Annotated in this window: 25 protein-coding genes and 3 tRNA genes; 23 read left to right on the top strand and 5 right to left on the bottom strand. The window is 33.4% G+C overall.

Annotated elements, in window-relative coordinates; translation table 11 throughout:
* Positions 1 to 76 precede the first annotated feature (76 nt).
* The 13 genes from DOS84_RS12860 to DOS84_RS12920 all read left to right on the top strand — a co-directional run bounded on the left by DOS84_RS12860 (position 77) and on the right by DOS84_RS12920 (position 11873).
* On the top strand, positions 77 to 817 hold the full coding sequence (locus DOS84_RS12860; RefSeq protein ID WP_111410531.1) for an outer membrane lipoprotein-sorting protein: 741 nt from the start codon (positions 77 to 79) through the stop codon (positions 815 to 817).
* Positions 814 to 2028: an ABC transporter permease gene (locus DOS84_RS12865; RefSeq protein ID WP_111410532.1), complete on the top strand. Its 1215-nt coding sequence runs from the start codon at positions 814 to 816 to the stop codon at positions 2026 to 2028. Before DOS84_RS12860 ends, DOS84_RS12865 begins: the two co-directional genes overlap by 4 nt.
* A 14-nt stretch (positions 2029 to 2042) precedes the next feature.
* Positions 2043 to 3254 (top strand): ABC transporter permease, encoded by a 1212-nt coding sequence (locus tag DOS84_RS12870; protein WP_124020644.1) that lies wholly within the window; start codon positions 2043 to 2045, stop codon positions 3252 to 3254.
* 5 nt (positions 3255 to 3259) lie between these two features.
* Entirely contained in the window at positions 3260 to 3979 is a 720-nt protein-coding gene (locus tag DOS84_RS12875) for an ABC transporter ATP-binding protein (RefSeq protein WP_111410534.1), read from the top strand.
* An 11-nt stretch (positions 3980 to 3990) separates the two neighbouring features.
* Positions 3991 to 5160, top strand: a complete 1170-nt coding sequence (locus DOS84_RS12880) for a hypothetical protein (protein ID WP_124020645.1) — start codon at positions 3991 to 3993, stop codon at positions 5158 to 5160.
* Between the two features lie 350 nt (positions 5161 to 5510).
* The gene (locus tag DOS84_RS12885) at positions 5511 to 5951 is read left to right on the top strand and encodes an endo-arabinase (RefSeq protein ID WP_111410757.1); all 441 of its coding nucleotides are present in this window, start codon (positions 5511 to 5513) and stop codon (positions 5949 to 5951) included.
* Between the two features lie 357 nt (positions 5952 to 6308).
* Complete coding sequence (locus DOS84_RS12890; protein WP_111410536.1) at positions 6309 to 6671, top strand: transcriptional regulator; 363 nt, start codon at positions 6309 to 6311, stop codon at positions 6669 to 6671.
* Between the two features lie 175 nt (positions 6672 to 6846).
* Positions 6847 to 8145 carry a serine hydrolase domain-containing protein gene (locus DOS84_RS12895; protein ID WP_111410537.1) on the top strand — a complete coding sequence of 433 codons (1299 nt, stop codon included), beginning with the start codon at positions 6847 to 6849 and terminating at the stop codon, positions 8143 to 8145.
* A gap of 260 nt (positions 8146 to 8405) precedes the next feature.
* The gene (locus DOS84_RS12900) at positions 8406 to 8762 is read left to right on the top strand and encodes a bleomycin resistance protein (RefSeq protein WP_111410538.1); all 357 of its coding nucleotides are present in this window, start codon (positions 8406 to 8408) and stop codon (positions 8760 to 8762) included.
* A gap of 313 nt (positions 8763 to 9075) precedes the next feature.
* Positions 9076 to 9354 carry a rhodanese-like domain-containing protein gene (locus DOS84_RS12905; protein WP_111410539.1) on the top strand — a complete coding sequence of 93 codons (279 nt, stop codon included), beginning with the start codon at positions 9076 to 9078 and terminating at the stop codon, positions 9352 to 9354.
* Between the two features lie 8 nt (positions 9355 to 9362).
* Complete coding sequence (locus DOS84_RS12910) at positions 9363 to 9677, top strand: rhodanese-like domain-containing protein (RefSeq protein ID WP_111410540.1); 315 nt, start codon at positions 9363 to 9365, stop codon at positions 9675 to 9677.
* Positions 9678 to 10000: 323 nt separating this feature from the next.
* Complete coding sequence (locus tag DOS84_RS12915; protein WP_111410541.1) at positions 10001 to 10855, top strand: transketolase; 855 nt, start codon at positions 10001 to 10003, stop codon at positions 10853 to 10855.
* Positions 10856 to 10919: 64 nt separating this feature from the next.
* Entirely contained in the window at positions 10920 to 11873 is a 954-nt protein-coding gene (locus tag DOS84_RS12920) for a transketolase family protein (protein ID WP_111410542.1), read from the top strand.
* Positions 11874 to 11999: 126 nt separating this feature from the next.
* Here the strand turns inward: DOS84_RS12920 and bamM are convergent, their stop codons facing one another.
* Entirely contained in the window at positions 12000 to 13115 is a 1116-nt protein-coding gene (bamM, locus tag DOS84_RS12925; protein WP_111410543.1) for a BamM family beta-barrel-assembly machinery protein, read from the bottom strand.
* Positions 13116 to 13194: 79 nt separating this feature from the next.
* On the opposite strand from bamM, the gene DOS84_RS12930 reads away from it, so the two are divergent.
* Positions 13195 to 13584, top strand: a complete 390-nt coding sequence (locus DOS84_RS12930; RefSeq protein WP_111410544.1) for an RNA-binding S4 domain-containing protein — start codon at positions 13195 to 13197, stop codon at positions 13582 to 13584.
* 92 nt (positions 13585 to 13676) lie between these two features.
* Complete coding sequence (locus DOS84_RS12935) at positions 13677 to 14177, top strand: phosphoribosyltransferase family protein (RefSeq protein WP_111410545.1); 501 nt, start codon at positions 13677 to 13679, stop codon at positions 14175 to 14177.
* On the opposite strand, the gene DOS84_RS12940 is transcribed toward DOS84_RS12935, so the two are convergent.
* Positions 14169 to 14687, bottom strand: coding sequence for a shikimate kinase (locus DOS84_RS12940; RefSeq protein WP_111410546.1), 519 nt, complete (start codon positions 14685 to 14687; stop codon positions 14169 to 14171). The two genes, DOS84_RS12935 and DOS84_RS12940, sit on opposite strands and share 9 nt — an antisense overlap.
* A 126-nt stretch (positions 14688 to 14813) precedes the next feature.
* On the opposite strand from DOS84_RS12940, the gene DOS84_RS12945 reads away from it, so the two are divergent.
* The 3 genes from DOS84_RS12945 (at position 14814) to DOS84_RS12955 (ending at position 15122) form a co-directional block, all read left to right on the top strand.
* Positions 14814 to 14886 (top strand) — tRNA-Lys (locus DOS84_RS12945).
* A 38-nt stretch (positions 14887 to 14924) separates the two neighbouring features.
* Positions 14925 to 14997, top strand: a tRNA-Lys gene (locus DOS84_RS12950).
* 42 nt (positions 14998 to 15039) lie between these two features.
* Positions 15040 to 15122, top strand: a tRNA-Leu gene (locus tag DOS84_RS12955).
* 162 nt (positions 15123 to 15284) lie between these two features.
* Here DOS84_RS12955 and DOS84_RS12960 read toward each other — a convergent pair.
* The 3 genes from DOS84_RS12960 to DOS84_RS12970 all read right to left on the bottom strand — a co-directional run bounded on the left by DOS84_RS12960 (position 15285) and on the right by DOS84_RS12970 (position 18330).
* On the bottom strand, positions 15285 to 16367 hold the full coding sequence (locus tag DOS84_RS12960) for a DUF6371 domain-containing protein (protein ID WP_111410547.1): 1083 nt from the start codon (positions 16365 to 16367) through the stop codon (positions 15285 to 15287).
* 105 nt (positions 16368 to 16472) lie between these two features.
* On the bottom strand, positions 16473 to 18059 hold the full coding sequence (locus tag DOS84_RS12965) for a DNA primase family protein (RefSeq protein WP_207802063.1): 1587 nt from the start codon (positions 18057 to 18059) through the stop codon (positions 16473 to 16475).
* Between the two features lie 4 nt (positions 18060 to 18063).
* Positions 18064 to 18330: a helix-turn-helix domain-containing protein gene (locus DOS84_RS12970; RefSeq protein ID WP_111410548.1), complete on the bottom strand. Its 267-nt coding sequence runs from the start codon at positions 18328 to 18330 to the stop codon at positions 18064 to 18066.
* A gap of 295 nt (positions 18331 to 18625) precedes the next feature.
* Between DOS84_RS12970 and DOS84_RS12975 the strand changes: the two genes are divergently transcribed.
* The 5 genes from DOS84_RS12975 to DOS84_RS12990 all read left to right on the top strand — a co-directional run bounded on the left by DOS84_RS12975 (position 18626) and on the right by DOS84_RS12990 (position 26486).
* Positions 18626 to 19198, top strand: a complete 573-nt coding sequence (locus DOS84_RS12975; protein WP_111410549.1) for a hypothetical protein — start codon at positions 18626 to 18628, stop codon at positions 19196 to 19198.
* 7 nt (positions 19199 to 19205) lie between these two features.
* Complete coding sequence (locus DOS84_RS12980) at positions 19206 to 19409, top strand: hypothetical protein (protein ID WP_111410550.1); 204 nt, start codon at positions 19206 to 19208, stop codon at positions 19407 to 19409.
* Positions 19402 to 19557 (top strand): hypothetical protein, encoded by a 156-nt coding sequence (locus DOS84_RS19120; RefSeq protein WP_165830436.1) that lies wholly within the window; start codon positions 19402 to 19404, stop codon positions 19555 to 19557. The genes DOS84_RS12980 and DOS84_RS19120 overlap by 8 nt, the downstream gene beginning before the upstream one ends.
* Before the next feature lie 363 nt (positions 19558 to 19920).
* Positions 19921 to 23115 (top strand): Eco57I restriction-modification methylase domain-containing protein, encoded by a 3195-nt coding sequence (locus DOS84_RS12985; RefSeq protein ID WP_111410551.1) that lies wholly within the window; start codon positions 19921 to 19923, stop codon positions 23113 to 23115.
* Complete coding sequence (locus DOS84_RS12990; RefSeq protein ID WP_111410552.1) at positions 23115 to 26486, top strand: helicase-related protein; 3372 nt, start codon at positions 23115 to 23117, stop codon at positions 26484 to 26486. The genes DOS84_RS12985 and DOS84_RS12990 overlap by 1 nt, the downstream gene beginning before the upstream one ends.
* Positions 26487 to 26575 lie beyond the last annotated feature (89 nt).

The raw sequence follows: 26575 nt of genomic DNA on the forward strand, positions 1-26575 counted from the left end.
CAACCATTCTATTTCCAAAATCTGAGAATAGAAATGATGATAACAATATCTTATTCACCCTAAAATTAGTTTTAACATGAAAAAGATACTACTTCTATTATTTTTTCATTTATCAATCATTGCTTCGTCGCAAGAAGCAAAAGATATTATAAGAAAAGCAGACGAAAAAGCCAAGGGAAAAACGTCAATTGCTACGATTACCATTCAAACAATTCGCCCGAGTTGGACACGGGAAATGACCGTAAAAGCATGGACAAAAGGCAATGATTTAAGTTTTATATTGGTTTTGGCCCCAGCCAAAGAAAAAGGAGTCGTATTCCTGAAACGAAAAAAAGAAGTATGGAATTGGATTCCCTCTATAGAACGAAACATCAAAATGCCCCCTTCGATGATGAGTCAGAGTTGGATGGGAACCGATTTTACCAATGATGATTTGGTCAAGGAAGCCTCAATTCTGGAAGACTATAACCATTCCTTTTTACAAGATGTCATTATAGACGCAAGGAACTGTTATAAAATTCAACTTCTGCCCAAACCAAAATCAGCTGTGGTTTGGGGAAAAGTAATCATGGATATTGACAAAAAAGATTTCATGATGCTCCATGTCGAATATTATGATGAAGACGGCGTGCTGATCAACACTATGCATTGCTCTGATATAAAACTATTGGGCGACCGATTATTGCCCGGAAAAATGGAAATGGTTCCTGCTAACAAAAAAGGAAACAAAACGGTGTTGATTTACAATTCTTTGATATTTGACACTCCTTTGGACGATTCCTTTTTTAACACCCAAAACATAACTAAGGCAAAATGATACTCAAATTAATTTGGAGGAACCTTTGGCGCAACAGCCGACGAACATTGATCACAATGGCTTCGATAGCATTTGCGGTCTTGTTTGCGGTTTTAATGAAATCATTTCAAAATGGTGTTTTTAATAATTTAATCAAAAACGTAGTTGGTTATTACTCCGGATACATTCAAATTCACCAAAAGGGGTATTGGGACGAACAGGTTTTGGATAACAGTTTTGAACTACAAAACGCATTAATCTTACAACTTCAACAAAACACTCAAATAAAGAAAATTGCTCCTCGCCTGGAAACTTTTGTTTTGGTTTCTAAAGGAAACAGTACCAAAGGATGCCTTCTTGTAGGAACCGATGCTGTGAAAGAAAACAATTTAACCCAATTAAAAAAGAAAATAATCAAGGGTAGCTATTTTGAAAATAATGAAGAAAATGTGCTCCTTGCAGAAGGTTTAGCCAAACGATTGGGTGCAAATACCAATGACACCATTGTGCTTTTTGGCCAAGGATTTCATGGTGCAATGGCCGCTGGAAAATACAAAATAAAAGGTATCGTACATCTTGCATCACCGTCGATGAATGACACTTTTGTGTATTTGCCATTAACAGCCACCCAATATTTCTTGAGCGCCGAAAACAGACTTACTTCAATCTCATTTGGAATTGACGCCCCAGAGAATACCAATGCTATTGTACAAAATTTAAAAACTCAAATCGGAAATAAATACGAGATAATGCCTTGGCAGGAAATGATGCCAGAAATAGCCAATCACATTAAAGCTGACGGGTTTTCATTTTACATTTTTTCGGGAATACTATACATCATCATCGGTTTCGGACTGTTTGGAACAGTTTTAATGATGACCGCCGAACGCAAATACGAGTTCGGTATGCTCATTGCCATTGGTATGAAAAAATCCGAATTAGAATTGATTTTATTCGGAGAAACAATTCTCATCACTTTGTTTGGAGTGCTTTTGGGCTTTGTGTTGAGTTTACCGTTAGTCATTTATTTAAAAGAAAAACCAATCCGTTTTGGCGGGGAAATAGCCAAAGTCTATGAGCAATTTGGTTTTGAAGCCCTCTTCCCTACTGCTGTTGACAAAAACATCTTCATCAACCAATCCCTAATTGTTTTGGCAATGGCGGTGATTATTGGCTTGTATCCGCTGTGGCACGTAAACAGCTTGAATCCAGTAGAAGCGATGAAAAAATAAAAAAAGAAACCATTATGTTGACAAAAATCGCCAGCAGAAACATTTGGAGAAGCAAAAAAAGAAGCCTCATTATTATCACAGCAGTAAGCATTGGTTTATGGGCAGGTATTTTTATGATGGCTTTTTACAATGGCATGATTGAACAACGGGTAAATAGTGCAATCACAAGCGAATTATCACACATACAATTGCACAATCGCGAATTCAGAAAAGAGTACGAAATAAAATATCATTTGCCGAAGGGTAAAAAGATGCTTGAAGTTATACGCAAAGACAATAAAGTAAAAGCCGCTTCAGCCCGCATAATCATCAAAGGAATGATTGCTTCCCCTTCTGGCAGTAGTGGTATCACAATTAATGGTGTAATCCCGGAACTCGAACAACAACTTACGAATCTCAAGGGAAAAATCATTAAAGGAAGTTATTTTGATCCCAAAAAAAACAATGAAATTATCTTAAGTGAGAAGCTTCGAAAAAAACTCAACCTCAACCTCAACAAAAAAAACATTCTAACTTTTCAGGATAAAAATGGCAATTTGGCATCGGCAGCTTTTAGAATTAAAGCAATTTATAAAACCATCAACACACCATATGATGACAGTAATGTTTTTGTCAAAATCAATGACATCGATTCGCTGGCGGGGATACCCAATGAAGTGAATGAAATTGCCGTACTGCTTCAATCCAGTAAATCATTGAATGAAACCCAAAACGAATTGAAACAAGAATTTCCCGGTACCGAAATTATGAGCTGGATGGAAATCGCGCCTGAACTAAGATTAACGGTTTCTGTGGGTGACCAAATGGTGTTCATCTTTATGGGAATTATACTGTTGGCATTGGCTTTTGGAATTGTCAACACCATGATGATGGCGGTATTGGAAAGAACTCGGGAAATTGGAATGCTACTTGCCTTGGGCATGAATAAATTCAAAATATTCATGATGATTCTTCTGGAAACTTTTTTCCTGATCTTGGCTGGTTGCCCAATAGGAATACTACTTGGTTTTCTCTCTATTGCCATAAGCCAGCGGACGGGAATCGATTTCAGTAATTTTTCGGAGGTGTATTCCAGTTTTGGGTACAGTTCCATCATTTATCCCAGCTTAACAGTAAGACAGTTTGAAATCATTATGTTTTTAGTTGTGATAACAGCAATATTCTCGGCTTTATTACCCGCAAGAAGAGCATTACAATTGAATCCGGCGGAATCTTTAAAAAAATAATCGCTATGCAAAAAACAGTTATCGATGCGCACAACTTATCGAAGATATACGACGAAAAAACCATTCCGGTATATGCTTTAAACAAAGTGCACCTCCACATTTCGCGAGGAGAATTTACCGCTATTAAAGGACCTTCGGGTTCCGGAAAAACGACTTTACTGAACATGATTGGAGGATTGGACATTCCTTCGGAGGGTTTTGTTGAAATCAACGGAACCAATATTACAAAACTCAAAGGCAATGAATTAATTGACTTTCGATTGAACAATATTGGTTTTGTTTTTCAATCCTACAATTTAATTCCGGTGCTTACCACCAAAGAGAATATTGAATTTATTATGCTTTTGCAAAAGCGTTCCAAAAAAGAAACGGATCAACGTGTTTCCGAATTACTCAAACAAATAGGACTAGAAGATAAAATCAATAAAAGACCACGAGAATTATCCGGCGGGCAACAACAGCGAGTTGCTGTGGCAAGGGCTTTGGCACCAAAACCTCAATTTATTTTAGCCGATGAACCCACGGCAAATCTCGATTCTGTTTCGGCAGAAAATTTACTGGACATGATGCTCCAACTCAATCAGGAAGAAAACATGACTTTTGTATTCTCTACGCATGACCAAAGAGTCATCAATAGAGCCCGAAGGGTCATCACTCTTGAGGACGGAAAAATTGTTGCAGATACTGCTCCCACAACCATAATACACGAACAACTGTTGGAATAAAATACGCTATTGTGAAATTTCACATCTACATCTTACTCGGCATTCTATATTTCCCCTATATGACAGCCACGGCTCAAACTGAGGGTACAAAAACACCGTTGATAGAACTCAAAGGGTATATAAAAGACATGCAAAGCACTTATTTTATCCAAAAAATCGATTCGAATGCATCGGCAAATTTAATCCACAATCGATTAAACTTTAAAGTCAACATGACTCCAAAATTTACCGGTCGATTGGAAATTCGGACTCGGATTTTTTATGGGGAATTAATCAAACAAACGCCTGAATTTGGCAAATCAATTGATCAGGAAAATGGCTTATTTGATCTTTCTTTTTTATGGATTGATGAAAAATCGATTGTGGCTCAATCTGTAATCGACAGAATGCTACTTGAGTATTCCAACGAAAAATGGGATATCATAATTGGGCGACAACGCATTAATTGGGGCATCACAAATGTTTGGAATGCCAATGATATTTTCAATGCTTATAACTTCCTGGAGTTTGATTATGAAGAACGTCCCGGTAGTGATGCCGTAAGTATCCAACGCAACTTAAGCAATAATGCTTCTATCGAATTCGCCTATAAATTCGAAAAAAACAAAGACACTCCCACCACTGCTTTTTTATACAAATACAACAAATGGAATTATGATTTTCAATTCTTGGGAGGATTATACCAGACGGATTATGTTGTAGGTGGTGGTTGGGCTGGCAACGTCAAAAAAGCGGGTTTCAAGGGAGAGATGAGTTATTTTCATCCCAAAAAAAATGCTGTAGACTCTGCAAACACTTTCAATTTATCGTTAATGTCTGACCTCACTTTTCCGGACAATTGGTATGTTTCTGTGGCTACCTTATACAACAGCAATCCTTCGAATGTTCTCTTGACCAATGGGTCGCTTTATAGCCCGAACATTTCGGCAAAATCTCTTTTCCCTTTTCGCTATAATTTTTATTTCACTATTGTAAAAACAATATCCCCTATTAGTACTTTTAATTTTTCTTTTATTTATTCTCCAGAAAAAAACACGCTAATACTTGTCCCTACCTATTCGTGGAATGTCGCCAACAATTTTGATATCGATTTCATTTTACAATCCTTTTTCCAAGATCAGTCCAATTCATACAGTAACTTAGTAAATGCTTTTTATATAAGAGGTCGCTGGAGTTTTTAAAAACGAAACCAAAGTAAAAATGGTTCGTGTAACAAAAGTTACTGCACACCGCTTTTTTAAGAATACCATCTGGGTTTAACCCATTGGGTGCAATAATTTCAAACACATAGAAACATAGATTTTGTAAGCTCAAAAAAGAGGTGTTTCACTTATTTGAAACACACATAGTGCGCTATGTGGAAGAAATATATTTCTTTTTGGCATTCTTTTTTTAACAAAGTCTATGTTTCTGTGTGTTTAATAAAAATTTCATGAATTACACCCAACAAGTTGGTTTTCATTTGTATTTAAAAAATTATTTCCAAAAACCGTACCTTTCAAATTCTTTTAAACCAAAAAACCATACTATCATGAAATTAAAATTAGCCCTGTTCTTTGTTCCAAGCTTACTTTTGTTAAGTTGCAATTCTAAAGTAAATGAATCGCAAGCCATTAAAAACCTCCTCGAAAAAGAATCATCCAGTTGGAGATCGGGCGATAGTAAAGCACATGCTGCCTGCTGGCACATACAGCCTTATAGCAAAATTTTAATTTCAACTGCTGATGGTAAAACTTTTGAAGTACCTCCGACAGCTATGATAAAACCAATTGTGAATGCCAGTGGCGGTAGTTCTATGAACTCCAATTACAAAATGAGCATTCACGATGATAATGCCTGGGTTAGTCATGATGAAGTATCGATTTCCAAAGACGGCAAAAAAACCTTTTCGCATGAGATTCGGTTATTAGAAAAAGTAAATGGCGATTGGAAACTTGTAGGACAATCTATTCACGCCTATAAAACCGAGTAAAAAATTTGCAAACAAAAGACATTCAATACCTTAGTATATAAAAATCTATGTAACATAAGGTATTATCCAGCCATAATCTCTGATTATCTTTATAAATTAGGCATTAACACCAATAATATTGGTACTTAGAACCAACAATGCTGGTAATAAAAACCAACAATACAGGTAATAAAAACCAACAATACTGGCTATTACAACCAATAATAGAGGTAATTAAAACCAATAATACTGGTAATAAAAACCAACAATACTGGCTCTTACAACCAATAATAGAGGTATTTATCACCAATATTATTAGTCATTAACACCATTTTATTGATAAAAATAATTATTTTTATAGAATAAAACATACAAAAAATGATAAACAGCAGTAAGAAATACAAGAAAGATCTAGGCGAACGGTACCCTTTGATTGGTAATTTTATTCATTACCACATCATTCACAACAAAATTAAAAAAGCCGAGGTCGCTCGGGAGTTGGGCATCATCCCTACGGGATTGAATGATTATTTTAAGAGAGATTCCCTGCAATTTGCAATTTTATGGAAACTTAGCATGGTATTGAAACACAATTTTATTGCCCAATTGGGAGAGTATTTGCCCTACCGTTTTGAGACCATTAGAGAAAAGGCGCTACTGGAACAACTGGCCGAGAAAGAAGCCATCATACAAAAAATGGAAATCCAATTGGAGACAATGAAGGAAATGATCCGGAAGTAATAAACAGTATTGGAATTGACTTGATATCAATTCTATTTGAAAAATAAACGGTATGTTTGTCAGACAAAGCTACCCAAATTTGGGTGAGTATTTATGACGAAGTCACACATATAGACTAGTTAGCGGTAATACGTCAAGATTGCGTGCACAAATAATCGTACAGAAAACAAAAAAAATGAAAAGACTTTCGACAATCTTATTGCTTATACTATTATCAATTAGTGCTTTTGGTCAAACAAGGAAAGACAACTTACCTTATAAACTGGACGAGTATTTTACAGCATTGACAGTATTTAAAAACTTTAACGGTAACGTAATGGTATCAAAAGACGGGCAACTGCTTCTGGACAAAACTTATAACATCGAAGGTGAGACAGATAGTTTAAAGATTACTAAAGACAGCAAGTTTATCATTGCTTCTGTTTCAAAAATTTTTATCAAATTCAGTATTTTGAGGCTTGTTGAGTTAAAAAAAATCCAACTCACAGATAACTTAACTAATCTAATACCAGACTTCCCAAACGGGGAAAAAATAACTATCGACGATTTGATCCATCATCAATCGGGTTTACCTAGAGAACTTTCAACAAAAGATTCGTATGACAGCTTATCGCTTTCAAAAATTGTTGAATTAGCAAAATTGGAAAAGCTCCAATTTGAACCAGGTTCACAAACGCTGTATTCCAATGTTGGCTATTTCCTTTTGCATTATATTATTGACAAGAGTTCAAGTAACGGATATTTAGCTTTTATACAAAATGAAATTTTCAACAAAATGAAGTTGAACAATACATTAGAGTTCAATTCCACTAAGTCAGTCCCAAAATTTGCTATAGGATTTGACAATGAAAACGGGAAATTAATCCCAACCTCTATAAATAAAATAAAAAAAGCTGAAACTGGGAATTATCTTTCCACCATTGGAGATTTGTATAGTTTCAGCCAGCAGATATTATTAGGCAAAGCATTAAAAAAATCCCTAGCAATTGAAATGTTCGGACATGATAGTATTCTAAATCAGTCCGGCGGAAGGTCGGGTTACAGATCCTATTTTTATAAGGATTTAAAAACAGATGTGACATTTATCTTTCTTTCAAATTACACAGACATTCCGTTTCAAGAAGTGACTACAGATGTTATAAATCTTCTTGATAACAAAAGTTATGAAGTTCCTCATAAAATAAATCGAGTAGAGATTCAACTTTCAACAGAGATACTAAAAAAATATACGGGTAAATTTGCGTTGGAAGCTGACTTAACACAGACTTTTTCTATTGAATTAATAAGCAACACATTATTTCAAGTTGATGTTAATGGAGACAAATACCAATTGCACCCTGATAGCGAAAATACTTTTTTTGAAAGTCCAATTACAAAGGATGGTTTTATTTTTACGCTTAACAAACAAACAAACCAATATGACTTAACAATAGTTTCTGGAGGTATAAATCTTAAAATGAAACGACAAGGATAGAAAGCACTACCGCTAACAGCGGCTAAGGGAGATTGCTGGTTTTCGGTAACATGAAATTTTATTTTCACGAAGAATGTTTTATCGTGGCAGAGAAAACTCAGTCCGCTTGAATCGCAGCCTCGCTTAAGCCGCGAAACGTTGGCAGCAACCGTGTGAAACGACTATACAACCGTTGCAAGAGTAACAATTAGACACCGGATGACTGCCCTCACTGCAATTAAAATATGACAGAGGAACAAATTTTTTAATAAAATAAATATATGCTGACAAACGTAAATCCAAAAATGCCAATGCGGAACAAGACCGCAACAAAAGATTTCTACATAAACAAGTTAGGATTTCGGAACGTTGGAAGTTCTGACTATGACGGTTATTTGATGGTTGAAAAAGACAACATAGAAATCCACTTTTTTGAGTTTAAAGAACTTGGCTCGAAAGAAAACTATTCAGGAGTTTACATCCGAACCAATAACATTGACAGTTTATATCAATCATTGTTGGACAATAAAATAAGCATACACCCGAATGGTACATTAGAGACAAAAGCATGGGGACAAAGGGAATTTTCCTTACTGGACCCGGATAACAATCTACTGACTTTCGGACAGAGTATATAATCACTATTGACCGAGCACTACGCAACGCAGCAGCCAACAGCTGCAACGGGTTTGGGCAATTGGCTTAATGGGAAGCTGGTTTGGTGTTTGGAAGAAAGGCGGTCGACTTTATCCGTGAATACCTTTAGGACTTCAGTACACTTGTTGTATAAATTCGGGATTATCTTCATTTACCATTGATTAAAACCTTGACAAGTAGTACACACTCAAAACAGTAGCAACAAAAAAATCTATGTAACAAAAGTTACTGAACATACTTAATTTCTGTTGTAATTTTGCGTTATAAAAACAATACACTTTAAAGCAAACACTTATGACTTTAGAAAATATAATCAAAGAAAAAAAAGGCACAATTGTAGATGTAAGAACGCGAGAGGAATTTAGCGGCGGACATGTTACCGGTTCGATTAATATCCCATTGAATGAAATTCAAGAACGATTTGAAGAAATACAAAACCTAAAATCTCCGTTGATTCTTTGTTGCGCCTCCGGAAACCGAAGCGGACAAGCACAGCACTATCTTTCTCAAAAAGGAATCGACTGCTACAATGGCGGTTCTTGGTTGGATGTCAATTATTATCAATCCAAATAATAAACAAAATGCTAAATAAAATAAAACAAATATTTGGCTTCGGATCTACTGTAGATTATGCAGCACTTGTAAAACAAGGCGCCATTATTCTGGATGTACGAAGCAAGGTGGAATATGCCAGCGGACATATAGAAGGTTCCAAAAATATCCCTGTAGATATTTTGAAAAATAGTTTGTCTCAATTGAAAGACAAAAACAAACCCATTATCACTTGTTGTGCCTCGGGAATGAGGAGCGCAAGGGCAAAAAACATCCTCAAAACACATGGATATACAGATGTCCATAATGGTGATGGATGGAGAAATCTTCAAAGTAAAATTTAAGAAAATTTCTTCTTTATACTAAACATCTAAATTTTACGGTTTGCGTGAGGGATAATAGCTAGCTACCAAAGTAGCGCGGATAGCCCGACAGCATAAGAAAAAGGGGCAACTAAGCGGTAACTATTAGTCAGCCCCTTTTTCTTATGGTGGCACGCCCAGATGAAGTCAGATTGCAGATTTTAGACTTGACCTCTTCGACTTCACGCGAGGTAATATTTTAAATTATTGTTGAAATTGCCTTTATCATCGAAATTGCCACTGAAATCATTTGTCTTACGGCAAAAAAAAATTACTTTTGCAGCAGTTTAACTTTTACACACAAAATGAAGCCTAACACACAACAATTAAACGATTTAACTATCCAAGTAAGAAGAGACATTCTTCGTATGGTTCACGCTGTTAATTCAGGTCACCCAGGAGGGTCTCTTGGCTGTACCGAATTTTTAGTGGCCTTGTACCAAAACCTTATGGATCGCAAAAAAGGATTTGACATGGACGGAATTGGAGAAGACTTATTCTTCCTTTCAAACGGACATATTTCACCTGTATTTTACAGCGTTTTGGCAAGAAGCGGTTATTTCCCAATAAAGGAATTGGCTACATTCAGATTACTAAACTCTCGTTTGCAAGGACACCCAACAACACATGAAGGATTACCTGGTATTCGTATGGCTTCTGGTTCATTAGGACAAGGATTATCTGTAGGAATTGGTGCTGCACAGGCTAAAAAGCTAAACGGTGACAACCACATTATTTACACGCTACACGGTGACGGTGAGTTACAGGAAGGTCAAAACTGGGAAGCAATTATGTATGCATCTGCCAAAAAAGTGGATAATCTTATTGCAACTATCGACCTTAACGGAAAACAAATTGATGGTACTACTGACGAAGTTTTATGTATGGGAAGTATCCGTGCAAAATTTGAAGCTTTTGATTGGGACGTTCTTGAAATAACAGAAGGAAATAATCTTGAGGCTATTATTGCTGGCATGACAGATGCAAAATCTAGAACAGGAAAAGGAAAACCAGTTTGCGTATTATTACATACTGAAATGGGTAATGGTGTAGATTTTATGATGAACACTCACGCATGGCACGGAAAAGCGCCTAATGATGCTCAACTAGAAAATGCTTTAGCTCAAAACTACAATAGAGGCGGCGAACAAGACTATTAATTAGTTTGCAGTATTCAGATTTCAGTATTCAGTAATGAATGCATTCAACTTTTTAAATTAAGAAATGAAAAAATATACAAATACAGGAAGTAAAGATACTCGTTCGGGTTTTGGAGCGGGAATGACTGAATTGGGTCAAAAGAATGAAAACGTAGTGGCTCTTTGTGCAGATTTAATTGGATCATTAAAATTTGATGATTTTAAGAAAAATCACCCAGAGCGTTTTTTCCAAATTGGAATTGCCGAAGCAAACATGATCGGAATTGCAGCAGGATTAACTATTGGAGGGAAAATTCCTTTCACAGGAACTTTTGCTAACTTTTCTACCGGAAGAGTTTATGACCAAATTCGTCAATCAGTTGCTTATTCAGACAAAAATGTTAAAATTTGTGCTTCTCACGCAGGATTGACTCTTGGAGAAGATGGAGCTACACACCAAATCTTGGAAGACATTGGATTAATGAAAATGTTACCTGGAATGACTGTAATCAACACTTGTGATTACAACCAAACAAAAGCGGCTACATTAGCTCTTGCCGACCACCATGGTCCAGCTTACTTGCGTTTTGGTCGTCCAGTTGTGCCTAATTTCATGCCAGCTGACGAACCTTTCGTAATTGGAAAAGCGATTCTTTTAAGCGAAGGTACTGACGTAACGATTGTTGCTACAGGACATTTGGTTTGGGAAGCTTTAATCGCTGCTGAAGCTTTGGAAGCAAAAGGAATCTCTGCCGAAGTAATCAATATCCACACCATTAAACCTTTGGACGAAGAAGCGATTCTAAAATCATTGGCAAAAACCAAATGTATCGTTACTGCCGAAGAACATAACATCCTTGGAGGTCTTGGAGAAAGCGTTTCTAGAGTACTCGCATTAAACCATCCAGCTCCACAAGAGTTTGTTGCTGTTAATGATAGCTTTGGAGAGTCTGGAACACCTGAACAATTAATGGAGAAATACAAATTGAACAATCAAGCGATTGTTGAAGCTGTAGAAAGAGTGATCAAAAGAAAATAATCTTCCAACTTTAAATAAAAAATCCCATCTCGTTGTAAAAAATGAGATGGGATTTTTTTTATGTTGCTATTTAAAATTGACAAACAGAAAAAAGCCCCGTTTGAAGCGGGGCTTTATTTATTATTTTTAACTTTGATACGGTGGAAAACATGTCGGATCAAGATGTCTTCTCAATCTTCCTGGATCCGTAAAATCTGAAGCCTGAGGGGTACGCATATTTGTAGGGGATTCATCTAAAAGAGGATATTTAAGTGGTCCTGTAAATTTTCTAGGAATTCCATAAGTTTCATTAATATCTGGTGTCGAAGGGTCGTCTACAGAAGCTCCATTATATGGATAATACTTTCCATTTGCATCTTTAATTTCTCCCCTTGTTGCATAATTATCGCCATCATCATCAAAATCCAAGAAATCTGGAGTCCCATCGCTATCTGTATCATCTAAATTTGTAGAAACTCCATCTTGCAATTCACTTTTTACCCACATATAACCATCTCCATCACGATCTTCTTGAAAAGAAGGAATTCCATCTGAATCATAATCAGTGCGTTGTATTGCAAATAATTTTACACTAAAAACCAAAGGGGAATAGGCAGGTATACCTTCTTGCGCCTTACTATAATATCCCAAACCTGAAGGAAGAAACATTACACCAGCACCAAAATCATTATAAGATACCGTTCCATTTGCATTTGATGTAGATGTTCCATATTTTAATTGTGGAAAAAATTCTTTCCAACCTCTTATCGTACTATACAATTCAAATATAGCATTTGGAGACTTCACTTCCTGAAATAATGTTGAAGTAATTGTAGTTGTAGTTGTTCCCGATACTGTTTCTCTTGCCAAATAGTTACCTTTATAAGCAGTAAATACACCATCCACATTACAAGGAGACTCATTAACTCCCTGTCGTAAAACTAAATAATACATCTTATACACAATACCATTTAGCTCCACATTTCTACTTTTTAAAGGATATACCTTTTGATCCCAAATTGATGTTGGATGGTCTGCATCTAAAGTTGCAATTGTAACATCCTGATCATTTAAAGCTCCTGGATTATTTACAACAGTGATATAATTTGCTTTTAAATAGTCTTCTATAATAGCAATATCTATGGGATATTGCTCAGCATAAGGCTTTGGAGGAGCTATAGGTTCTGAACTATCTTTTGAACATGAACTTATTGTAATGATAGTGGCTATTAATAAAATAAAATAAAACTTAATTTTGCTCATTATTAGATGTAGTTTAAGTCGCAAATATACATTAATGATTTACTTTTGTAAAGTATTTAACTTCGATTTTAGAAATTTCATGAGAATAGACAAGTATTTATGGTGCATTCGGTATTACAAGACCAGAAATATGGTAACCGAAGCCTGCAAAAAAAATCACATTACCGTAAATGGTATTGTTGCCAAGCCATCGAAAGAGGTTTTCCCAACAGATAAAATTACTTTTAGAAAAGATCAAATCACACAAATAATCACCGTTCTTGACATACCTGATAATCGTGTAGGTGCCAAACTCGTTGATATCTATCGAAAAAATGAAACACCCGCCGAAGCTTATGCTCACTTAGAATTATTAAAACTTTCAAAAGAGCATTACAGAAAAACCGGAGCTGGAAGACCCACCAAAAAAGACCGAAGAGACATTGATGAATTTGGGAATGAAATAAAAGATGAAGACGAAATAGACTAAAATATTCTATTTCCCTTTTCAGTATTGAAACCAGATTAAATGACCTAAAATTCGTCTAACTTTTTTATCTTTGAAAAAAACAACAATACGCCATGAGCAAAAATATTATTCTTACAAATCAACAAATCGAGCACACCACAAAAAGAATAGCTTACCAAATCTATGAAACTTTTGTAGAGGAAGAAGAAATTGTGATTGCCGGAATTACAACAAATGGTTTTATTTTTGCCGAAAAGATTGCCCAAGTATTGACAACAATTTCACCTATCAAAATTTCGCTTTGCGAAGTTAATGTCAGTAAGCAAAATCCAGAATCCCCCATAACTACTTCCTTAACAAAGGAGCAATACAGCAATAAAGGATTAGTACTTGTAGATGATGTATTGAGTTCTGGAACTACTTTAATATATGCGGTTAGACACTTTCTTGATGTTCCTTTAAAAAAGTTTAAAACCGTTGTTCTTGTTGATAGAAATCATAAAAAATTCCCGATTAAAGCCGATTTTAAAGGTATATCACTTTCTACTTCCCTATTAGAACACGTAGATGTTGTTTTTGACAATAATGGCGATAGTTATGCCAGTTTAAGCTAATAGATTTAAAATATCATTTACCGTTTCCTCGATTGATTTATCATCAACATTCACTTTATATTGTGCATGGTTGTAATAAAAGCTTCTGTCAAAAAGATGCTTGGCTATAAACTCTTTCATTTCCTCTTCGCTTTTATCCGCAATGAGCGGCCTTTTACTCTTATTAGACACCAATCTATTAAATAATGTATCTATCGAGGCTTTTAAATAAATAGAAGCCACACCATCTCCTATTAGCAATTCATGATTATTGGCGTAACAAGGTGTTCCTCCTCCTAAACCGATGATATTTTCATCTGGATTATTTAACAATTCCAAAAAATAAGTATGCTCTAATTTTCTGAAATGAATTTCACCATGGTTCTCAAAAATCTGTTTTATGGACATTTTTTCTTTTTTTTCGATATATTCATCGAGATCAACATAGGGAACAGAGATCATTCCAGAAAGTTTTTGAGCAATCGTAGACTTACCACAACCCATATACCCTAATAATATAATTTTTTTCATTTGAATAAGACCTTACATATTAAGGCGTTAAGAGTTTTTAATTAAAAAAGACAAATTTATAATAATTTTACTTGGAAACTTCGAAAAAAAGTCCCTATATTTGCACCCGCATTCAAGAAACGAAATGACTCGATAGCTCAGTTGGTAGAGCACATCACTTTTAATGATGGGGTCCTGGGTTCGAGCCCCAGTCGGGTCACAAATTATGTGATCAAAACATAAGTTTCTTGAAGCAATGACTCGATAGCTCAGTTGGTAGAGCACATCACTTTTAATGATGGGGTCCTGGGTTCGAGCCCCAGTCGGGTCACAAAAGGTCGAGTAATTTATTACTTGACCTTTTATTTTTTAAGGCCACGTGGAGAAACGGTAGACTTGCCATCTTGAGGGGGTGGTGCTCGTAAGGGCGTGTGGGTTCAAATCCCACCGTGGTCACTTTAATTGCCTGTTTACAGGACTTAACAGATGTTTTACTTAACATCTACTTAATCAATATTAAAACGCTCTATATTTTAGAGTGTTTTTTTTTACCGCAACTCAACAATTCTCAAGCTAATTTAAATAAAAAAAGGCGAACCGCAACGGCTCACCTTTTAACTACAACTTCAAATAATAATCTACTAAATCAAATCCATCCCCAAAATTAGTTTGCTCTATCAACTTGCTAACTGTTATTTTAAAACCAACTTTGTTTAACTCAGTCGCCCTCTCAAACCAAACTGAATATTCGCCTTTATCAGGAAACAACACAACTTCTCTCTTCTTTAATGGTTTCAAGAGTTCAAACTTCAAGTTTTGCTTACTCCCTGTGGCAATCCAAATAAAATCTGGCAATAAAATACTCATTATGATTGCGGTCTTTTCACTTTCAACGATAGCAATTGTTTTCTCATAGTCTTCATTAATCAGATGTAAACCAAACAAAGATTGACTAAGCTTAAATTCAGAGTCTTTAAATGCTTTATGTAGCCAATTAATATGATTATATGGCTTTTTAATCCTCTTACCCGTAGATTCATCATAAAGCATAATCTTACACGCATGAATTTTATTCTTTTCATCAATTTGCCAAAATCCAGTTGAGTTTTTCCAAAAATGACCTACCCCTGTTATAAAATACTTTTGAATCACTTCAAAAACCTCATGTTGTGAAAAATGCCTTTTTAGAAATGTAGTTAAATTATCGATGTGAGGTTTTTCAAAATACATTTCATTCAACAACTCCAGACTATGAAAGCTTGGAACTAAATCAGGTGGTTTATCTCTTTTAATAACGGTATTCACCAAAACCAATTCATCATTATTTAAATATTTACTTTGATTTCCTAAATAAAAAATGGTGCTGTTTTTTAAAAACCATTCAGACACCCAACAACCGTTTTCTTGTTGCTCCAATATTTGTGACTTTGGAATTATAAATTTAAAGCCGTTTATATCTGTCAATTGAACTACTTTATCTGACATGTTCTTCAAGCACAAAAAAGGAATCAAAAAGTACTTTCTCGCTTTTGGTGGTGCTTTGTGATAACCGCAATTCGTTTCACGGTCACACCTACCAAAATTATCAACTAAATAATTATCCGTTTCAGTATCGATGTATAATACAAAACTTTTTTTATTGCAGTTTGGACAAATGAATTTTTTACTGGTTTTATCGAGTGTATATTTATAGTTTTCCATAAAATAAATGTTTTGTTTTGGGTTCACATTTTACACGTTTTACACTTAAATTTTTGAAGTGGTGCAAACAGTGTAAAATATGTACGTCAAAAACAATCTTTTTTTTTAGTTATAATTAGTGATATAAGCTACATTACCGACATTGATACGATTGACATGTATTTTATAATGCTTCAATCGTTGAATAAATTTTGTTTTACCAACTGGCTTATAGCCATCTTCAAGACAAAAACTTTTGTATTCTGGGTACAACTGAGAAATTAAAATGTAGTCGGTAGTTGAGGTTTTATATTCAAATTCCGTAATAAACAACTGAACACTATCACTTTGCTTTTCATAATCTGTTCGAGCATTATCAATAGCTTCACATTTGCTAAATTTCTTTTGCTCCAAAACCCTATCCAAACCATCTAAAACCCAGTTAAACACTCCCGACAATTCGTTTTTGATTATTCTATTGGCTAATCCTTTATCCTGTTTGTCTTCTGCTATTGTCACATCAAAACCGATAATTAAAAAACGTCTGAAATATGCATTTGTATGCTCAACGTCTTTTGGAAGTTCATTACAATTGAAAATTAGCTTTGCATAGTCACTTAATATAAACGGCTCTCCATAGGGCAAACGAGCTTCTATAGGTTCACCAGATGCCATTTGTTTAAATATATCTGTTTCAAGTTTGCCGTTAATCTCACTTGCATAGTTCACAAGTTTATTACCAATTTTGGCACGAAAATAACCGTTGTCATTAGTTAGATTTTGAAGTGAGAAGTTACTCACGTTTTTACTTCCAAGTAATGCGTTGAGTATTTCGAAAAATACGCTTTTACCATTCGCTCCCGTACCGTAAAGAATTAGCATCTTTTCAAGTTTCAAAACGCTTGACTTAATAAAAATGTAACCACAATACTCAGCAAACACTTTCTGTTTATCCTTATCAGGCAACACTTCATCTAAATACTTTTGAAACTGAGGAGCAGTCGCCTCATGGTAATACTCAAATGGTAATTGGTGAGTTACAAAATCTTTTCTTTCAAAGTCTCGCAATGCTCTCTTCGCTCCTTGAATTTCAAAAGTTCCGTTAACTAAATTAATTAGAACACTATCTGGTTTTTCTTTTGGAGAAGACAAATAAGCATCCGACATAAATTGTTTATGCAACTCATCTTTAAACGTATGAATCTTTCCTTTGAACTTTTCAACTCCCATTTTTAAGGCCACTCGACCTAAAAAAAACTGAAAACGTTCTTTATCTATTTCAGACCAATAACAACCGTTATACAAAAAAACATTACCGTTCTTTTTACAAAGTCCCCATTGATTCAATTCAGCAATTTTGAGAAGTTGCTCGATACAAATTATTAAATAATGGTTCTTGGTTGGTTGAAAATTCGACAGCCTGTTTTTCATCTCTTCAAATTCAACGCTTTGAGTATTTGTCAATGTCTCGCCATTTGAAATTTTTGTTTGAAATGAGATGTACTGCTTACTTTCTGGAAAGGCCAACACTTTAAAATCTATTGGACAAATACTTTCCAAAAGTTCACTTAAAATATCATCTGTATTTATTTGGTTCATTTCAGTAGTATTTTTTAATTCTTCAATATTATTTGAAACAAGTTTCTTAAAGTCTTCTCTACCTTGAACAATCGACAATGATTTTTCGGTTCCATTGGTGTTTTCTATACTCATAATACTAGTGATTAATTGGTGTAACTGACTCTAAAACCTCTGACTTTTTATACAAAACCCTATTGCCTATTCCGTAGGATTTTAATCTACCTGACTTTGTATGCTTGTGTAAAGTCGACAAATTGCAATGCAAGAGCGCACATGCTTCTTTTCTACCTATTAATTCGTTTGTTACATGCTGAGGTTCGGCCAATGGTTTTTGCAATAATGGTTTTAGAGCTTCTGCTAATTGCTCAATCGTAATGCCGTTTAGTAAAATTTGTGCTGTCATAGTATTTTCTTTTTAAATGCTCTGCAAAGGTTTATTAGGGATTTTTTAGGGTTTCCCTAATTCGCACACCCAAAACTTAACCACTTGATTTTATTGACAATAGGTGCAATAATTTATTTTGCATTTATTCTATACTTAGTTGAAAATTGAACTCAACTAAGACCCTATAAAAAATAAAAACAGTTTTTTTTACTCAAAGGGCAACTTTTTTAAAAGTTTCACATATTTATATATGACAGCAGACATAACCCAAGAGATTAGCAACCTCTCTTGACCTTATTATATCCAAATTAGAATGAAAGAAAAGTTTAATGAATTAATCAACAATGCAAATAGTAAAAGATACAAGACCTATTATAAGCTTAACCAACTACCGCAAATAACAGGACTATCAATAAGAATGTTGAAATACAAAATGATTAAAATCAAAGAAAAATATGCAGGAGTAACTAGTTTATTAGATAAAGATGGTAAGCAATGGAAAATACATTACTCAATCGTTAACGAGTTTATGCCAATCAACAAACGAAAAACTTATACTGAGAACAACTATGATTGGCAAACTTTCGTGAGTTGGAATCCTTTTGAAAACTATGACAAGGAATACCATCAAGAACTGATTTACCAGATAAAAAGTGAAATGCCAGACAACTATATTAAGTACACTATAGAACTGGACGGAAGAGGATTCAACCATGTTCACTTTATCACAGATAGTCGATTACTCGAAGCGAAAGCAATAGTTGAAAATGTGATTTATAAGTACTTTTCCTGGAACGAAATCTCTTTTGAAGCCACAAGCATAACGAACAAATATAATAGCGTAAACTACGCTAATAAAGCCCCAATAATAACAGAAATAATATAATATTACAATGAAAGAATATGAAATAACAAATTTTAATTTCAGTCCACACTTACGAGAATTACTGAAAAACTATTGTGAACTACAATATGAAGAAAATTCAATAACCGATGATTGGCACTTGTGGCAAGAATACCAATTATTACTAAAAGACAATAAATTGAATCTGCTTTTTGAAGCGGAATGTTTCCTAAATAAATTGAAAGATGAATAGTATTGACGATAAAATACGACTTAAACAGATGGAAATTAGTATTGAAGAAAATCCAGAACGGAAAGCTGAATTACACATCCAATTGACCAAGCTCCAATTTCAGAAAGAAATCGCTGTTATCAGAAAAAAAATAGAACAGTTGGGATAGCCCTCCCCGTCCTCCCTGCTCATAGGATTATGATTATCACTCGTTACCTCCCTCAGAATAACCAAAAAAACATTGTTTTAATGGGGTAGTCGATGAGGTTCGGAAAATTTTTTTTCTGGAATTCCCCCCTCCCTTTTTGTACCTATATGCTCCTGTATTTACTCCAACGTTTTATTTAAAAAAGCCACTATTTACTATCAATAGTGGCTTTTTTATTGATGATGCTCGTGAATCGTTTTAATTAATTAGAAATAATATTTTCAATGTATATAAAATGATATTTTGAATTAGTTATAAAACTATAATTTAAAATACTATAAACAGTAAAAATTTTTACCTTTAGAGCTAAAATCACAAAGAAATATGCACATCGATAATCTCATCCACAATTTTAGCTCAAAAATTTTAACTCAATATTTAAGAAGCAAAATACCAACGTTTAAACCAGATGATGAAGATTTAAGTCATTTGTTTGAAGATGAGGTTTTTGAAAAATACGAATCAATTGAGAAAATTGGTGAGGCTAATCTTAATGGTGATGACCTACTTGTAATATTGTCTAAAACTACTGACTCTTTAACAGAAAAGTCTGGAAAGAAAAATCAATACGAAATAGCAAAAAAAATATTAAAAGAAGAGAGTAAGGATGCCTCTATTTTTGTATTTTATGATGATGAAGGCAACTTTAGATTCAGTTTGGTAAATACAAACTATTTAGGTAAGAAGCGAAATTATTCAGACTTTAAACGGTACACATATTTTGTAGATAAAAACAAATCAAACAAAACTTTTATAAAACAAGTTGGAGAATGTAGTTTCAACTCACTTGATGAAATTATAAAAGCTTTTAGTGTTGAGCCATTAAATAAACTATTTTATCAAGAAGTATCTAAAGCATTTTATGAATTAATTGGTGGTAAAATCAGCATCGCTAGTAAGAAATATGATTTTACTGCTGTTTTAGAATTACCATCAACTCCATTAGCAAATCGAAAAATTTATCAAGAGTTTTCGGTAAGGTTAATCGGTAGAATGATATTTTGTTGGTTTTTGAAGAATAAAAAATCCCCAAATAAACTACCTCTTATACCTGAAAATTGGTTGCAATCAGACACGGTTCAACTTTTAAGTAATGGTGGATTTAACTATTATCATGATTATTTAGAAAAGTTGTTTTTTCTTATTCTTAATAAAAAGCAAGATGAAAGAACAATTTATGATTTACCTGATGGCCACGACATCATTCCATTTTTAAATGGCGGATTGTTTGAACCTCATGTCGATGATTTTTTTCCTAGAGACAGTAACGGTATTCATAAAGTTGCTCATAATCTAAGAATACCTAATGAATGGTTTTTTAAGTTCTTTCAAGTTTTAGAACAATTTAATTTTACTATTGATGAGAACAGTCTTAACGATGCTGAGGTAAGTATTGACCCAGAAATGTTAGGAACTATTTTTGAAAATCTTTTGGCAGAAATAGACCCAGATACCGAAAAAAGTGCCCGAAAATCAACGGGAAGTTTTTATACACCTAGAGAAATTGTTGATTATATGGTGGAACAATCTATCAATCAATATTTGAAGACAAAAACGTCAATAGTTGATGAGGTTGCTTTACAAGACCTATACAAAGAAGGTGGTATTAATGAATTTGATGAAGAACAAACGATTGAAATTTTAGAAGCACTTAATATCGTTAAAATCTTAGACCCTGCCTGTGGTTCGGGAGCATTCCCGATGGGAGCATTACATAAAATCATAACTATTTTACATAAACTTGACCCTGATGCAATTTGGTGGAAGGAAAAGCAAATTAAAAATATCCCTAATGCATTGGCTAGAAAGTATATGCAAGAACATTTGGATTCTAAAAGCCCAGATTACATCAGAAAATTGGGAGTAATACAAAACTCTATCTATGGTGTGGATTTACAACCGATAGCTACTGAAATTTCTAAACTGCGAAGTTTTTTATCTTTAGTTATTGACGAAAGTATCTATGATAATGCAGAAAACAGAGGGATTGAGCCTTTACCAAACCTTGAATTTAAATTTGTAACAGCGAATACACTAATTGGGCTACCTGAAGACGGTGGACAGCAAGGAATGTTTGATAAATTTGAAGAGCTTCAACTATTAGAACAATTGAGAGGAGATTACCTACAAAGTTCAGGTAAAAAGAAGTCGGATATTAAAGAACGTTTCTCTAGAGTGCAAAAAAAAGCATTTAGTTCTCAAAATAATTTGTTTGCCGACCACGAAAGTAGAAGTTTTAAATTAATGAGTTGGAATCCATTTGGAGATGAAGCATCAACATGGTTTGACCCTCAATGGATGTTTGGAATAGAAAAATTTGACATTGTTATTGGTAATCCTCCTTATGTTTATACTAGAGATGTAAATTTTGGGAGTGGTTTTAAGGATTATGTTAATAAGGAATATTTTTCAAGAATTGCATTGCCTGAAAAATCTAAGTCTCGACAAGCAGGAAAAATTAACTTATTCGCTATTTTTTTACTTTTAGGTAAAAAATTAATTAGTAATACAGGGACACTTACATATATAATCCCAAATAATATTTTAAGAGGTACTGTTTATGATGTTATTAGATTTGATATATTAAATAAAAATAACATTATCTCGATTGTTGACTTAGGAGCTGGAATTTTTAATAAAGTAACTGCTTCTACGATTGTCTTTCAAATTGGAAACAAAGCAGTGGGAAGTGACATGGCCAATGTAATTACGGATGTGAAATCTCTTGTAAACGGAGATTATCATGAAAAGAAAATTCATCAAAGTGTATTTTTGAATAACACAAGTTACACGTTTAACATAATGTTAGATGAGGAGCAAACAAATTTATCTAATAAGATTAGTAATTCAAAAAATGATTTTGGCAATTATTGTATTGATATTATAGAAGGAATTGTAGCTCATAAACATTTAATTTTTGAGACAAGAGAAGAGAATTCTTTCGATTTAATCGAAGGAAAGGACATTAAAAGATTTAATATAAGAGAATGTTCGAATTTTATAGTTTGGAATAAAAAAGAAATTCATCGTACTAGACCAGAATATCTTTGGGAAGAAGAAAAAAAGATTGTTATGCAAAGAATAAGTGGTGGGAAAATGCCTCTTGTAGCTGCAATTGACTTAATGAAAAGAAAATCATTTGCTTCAACTAATAATATAGTTCTTAAAAAAGAATATCGAGAGTATTATGAATTTATAACTTGTTTGTTAAATTCAAAATTAATTAACTGGTTTTATGCTAATAACTTTTCAAATAATTCTGATTTAACTGTAAATATTTCAAAAACATTTCTAGAGACCTTACCGATAAAATTAATAGAAGTATCTAAGTTAAATATTTTTAAAGAATTGTATTCTAATTTAGAAAAAAAGTATGGCACTGATGAATTTAAAATTGAATACAACAAGCTAAACTTATTCGTTTATAAGTTATATGATTTAAATCACGATGAAGTTCTATTAATAGATTCTACACTAGAATTAAGCAAAGATGAATATGAAAGCATTATAATTGAGTAATGAGTAATAATTTTATAACAAACAACGGAGATAATGCTACACTAAAAAAACGATTAGAAACCTTAATATCTGCAAGTAAAGAATTAAAGTTTTTAGTTGGTTTTTTTTATTTTTCAGGATGGCAAGAAATATATCAGAAACTAGAGTCTAATCCAGATGTAACGATAAAAATACTAGTTGGTTTACAAGTCGATAAATACTTGTCTAACATTGTTGAGGTAGGTGTAAAAGATGATAGTTTAAGCCAAGAAGAGTATTTTACCCAGTTCATGAAATCGATGGGTTATGCTATTAACAATGCAGACATGGATAATGAGGCTTTTTATAATCAAATTGCTTTTTTCATTCAGTTGTTAGAAGACGGACGTTTGATAATTCGTAAGACTCTAAATCCTAATCATGCTAAATTATACTTGTTTAAACTAAATGAATCTCAAATTTTAAAACAAGGTTTTATTACAGGAAGTAGTAATTTAACTAAAGCAGGTTTGCAAGGCCAAGAAGAATTTAATGTTGAGATTAAAGATTATGGTTTTGAAAGTGCCGAAAAGTATTTTGATGATTTATGGCTACTATCAATACCAATTACCGAAGCTCATAATGGTTCTCAAATTATCATAGATTTTTTAAAAAACAAGAGTCAAGCTTCGCTTATAACTCCATACGAGGCCTATGCACTTATCCTAAAAACCTACCTAGAACTGCAAGAAGCAAAGAAAATAAATAGTGCCGTAGACCGACTTTTAGAGAGTAATGGATTCGAAAAATATCAATATCAACTAGATGCTGTTAACCAAGCGTTGAGTATTATTGAAACTTATAATGGTGTAATAATAGCCGATGTGGTAGGATTGGGTAAAAGTATTATTGCGTCATTGATTGCCAATCAAATAGGTAAAAGAGGACTTATACTTTGTCCTCCAGGTTTAATTGGAAGCAAAAAAGAAGGCACTGGATGGTGGGAGTATAAAAATAAATTCAAGCTTCATAATTGGGATATCGCAAGTTCTGGTAATTTAGAAAATGAAGCGGAAAGCATATTAAATAATAGCCTTGATTATGAGGTAATTATTGTAGACGAAGCTCATAAATTTAGAAACCAAGATACATCAGCTTACGAAGCTTTGTTAGATGTTTGTAGAGGAAAAAAAGTGATACTTCTTACTGCTACTCCGTTTAATAATTCTCCTGCAGATATATTTTCATTACTAAAATTATTTATAATACCTGGTCAATCTGGTATAACATTAGAACAAGATTTAGAAGGCAGGTTTAACGCTTATAACTATCGTTTTAAACGCTTATCTAATATAATTAAGTATCATCAGTCTTTAAATCCAGAAAAGCTTAGAAAAGCTGAAAATGATTATACTAAGTTATTTGGATTTGAGCCTCCAATTGATATTCATATTGTAAGACAAAATGTTAGTGCGATGGCTAATGATATTAAAAACATCATTACTCCAGTTGTATTGAGACGAAACAGATTGGATTTAAAGACAGATTTTGAATATAAAAATGAAATTCAAAACCTATCAACAGTTAAAGACCCAGAAGAACAATTTTTTGCATTATCTAAAGAGCAATCAGATTTTTACAATAGAATTATCACCGATTATTTTAGTGAAGAAGGTAATTTTAGCGGAGCTATATACAAACCTTTTGAATATGAGAATAAGCTAAAAGACGAAGATAAATTAAGTGAGGATGACAACCGAGCACTTCAACAACAAAGGAATTTATATGACTTTATGAGAAGATTATTGGTGAAACGATTTGAGAGTTCGTTTGGTGCTTTCGAAAAAAGTATTGAGCGATTTTTAAGAACGCATAAAATGGTACTTTCTTTCATTGAGCATTCCGATAGGTACGTCATGGATAGAAAAGTTATTGAATACATTTATGATGATGAAGATGGTGCTGACGATTTTACGTTTGAAGCAATTAAGGATGCATTAGAAAAATTTGAAAAAAATGCTGAATTCAAGAAGAAACCTAAACATACCAAAATCTACGAGGTTGATAAGTTTGAATTTAGAGATAAGTTTTTAACCGACATTAAAAATGATATTAAATTATTTGAAAGAATCAATGATGAGGTTAAAGGATTGCAGTTAGTCCAAAATGACCCAAAACGAAAAGCTGTATTAGAAACTATCAAAAATGTCATTAAAAATGAGCATTCACCACGAAGGAAAGTGATACTGTTTACAGAATATACCGATACAGTTAGACATTTGAAAACTTTGTTTGAGAAGGAATTAGGTGGTAGAGCTATGTTTTGTGATGGTAGTATCACTAAGAATTTTGCACTGGAGTTGAATGCAAATTTTGATGCGAAATATAAAAACAAAGTTGATGATTTTGATGTTCTAATAACAAGTGATAAACTTTCTGAGGGGTACAACTTAAATAGAGCAGGCTTAATTATTAATTATGATATTCCTTGGAATCCTACAAGAGTTATTCAACGTGTTGGAAGGATAAATAGAATGAGTGCGAAGGTATTTGATGAATTACATATTTACAATTTCTTTCCAACTGAACAAGGTGCAGATATTGTAAAAAGTCGAGAAATAGCACAACAAAAAATGTTTTTGATTCATAGTGCATTAGGTGAAGATTCTAAAATGTTTGATGCAGATGAAAAACCAACAGCAAGTGGACTGTTTGTAAAAATGAGTCAGAATCCAGAAGAACATGAGGAATTAAGTATAAATACAATAATCAGAAATGATTATAATGAAGTGCTTAATAACCATCCAGAAGTAATTGAAAAAATTAAAAAATTACCAAACAGAACAAAAACTGCAAAGTTGTATACTGAAAATAATACCGTTGTGCTTCGAAAAAAAGGAATGGCTTTATTTTCAATTGTTCACCAATTTGACCAAGAAAAGCTTGAAGGGAAACCAACCGAAAAAACTTTCGAAGAATTATTACAACATGTTAAGTGTACGTTTGAAGAAGAACGACAATCCTTAACGCATAAATTCTGGAGGTCTTATGAAGAAATTAAAGAGTTTAAACCTAAATATAGCACTGGTAAATCTGAGGCAACTTTAGAGGTTAAGGCGAATACTTCTTTAAAATCATTACTAAAAGTTAAACAAGATAATTTAGACCAAAACCTAATTTCATTTATTGATACTCTTTTGAAAGATATTAAAAAATACAAAACACTTTCAAAATTCACTCTTAGAAGATTGATTTTAGGTGAAGGAAAGAACAGTTATGATGAGCTAGTAATTAATATAATTGAATTAAAACGTAAACTTGGAGCCGACTATCTTGATGTTATATTAGCTAAAAGTAGTCATATTGAAAATGATGTTATTATAGCAGTTAGTAACATCAATGAATCAGTATAAATTAAAATCCAATAAATAAGTAAAATCCAGATTGTCTTCTATATAGGAATAACAAAAAGTTTCACTTCTAACAATAGTGAAACTTTTTA

This window comes from Flavobacterium aquariorum (assembly GCF_003254745.1).
Lineage (GTDB): Bacteria > Bacteroidota > Bacteroidia > Flavobacteriales > Flavobacteriaceae > Flavobacterium > Flavobacterium aquariorum.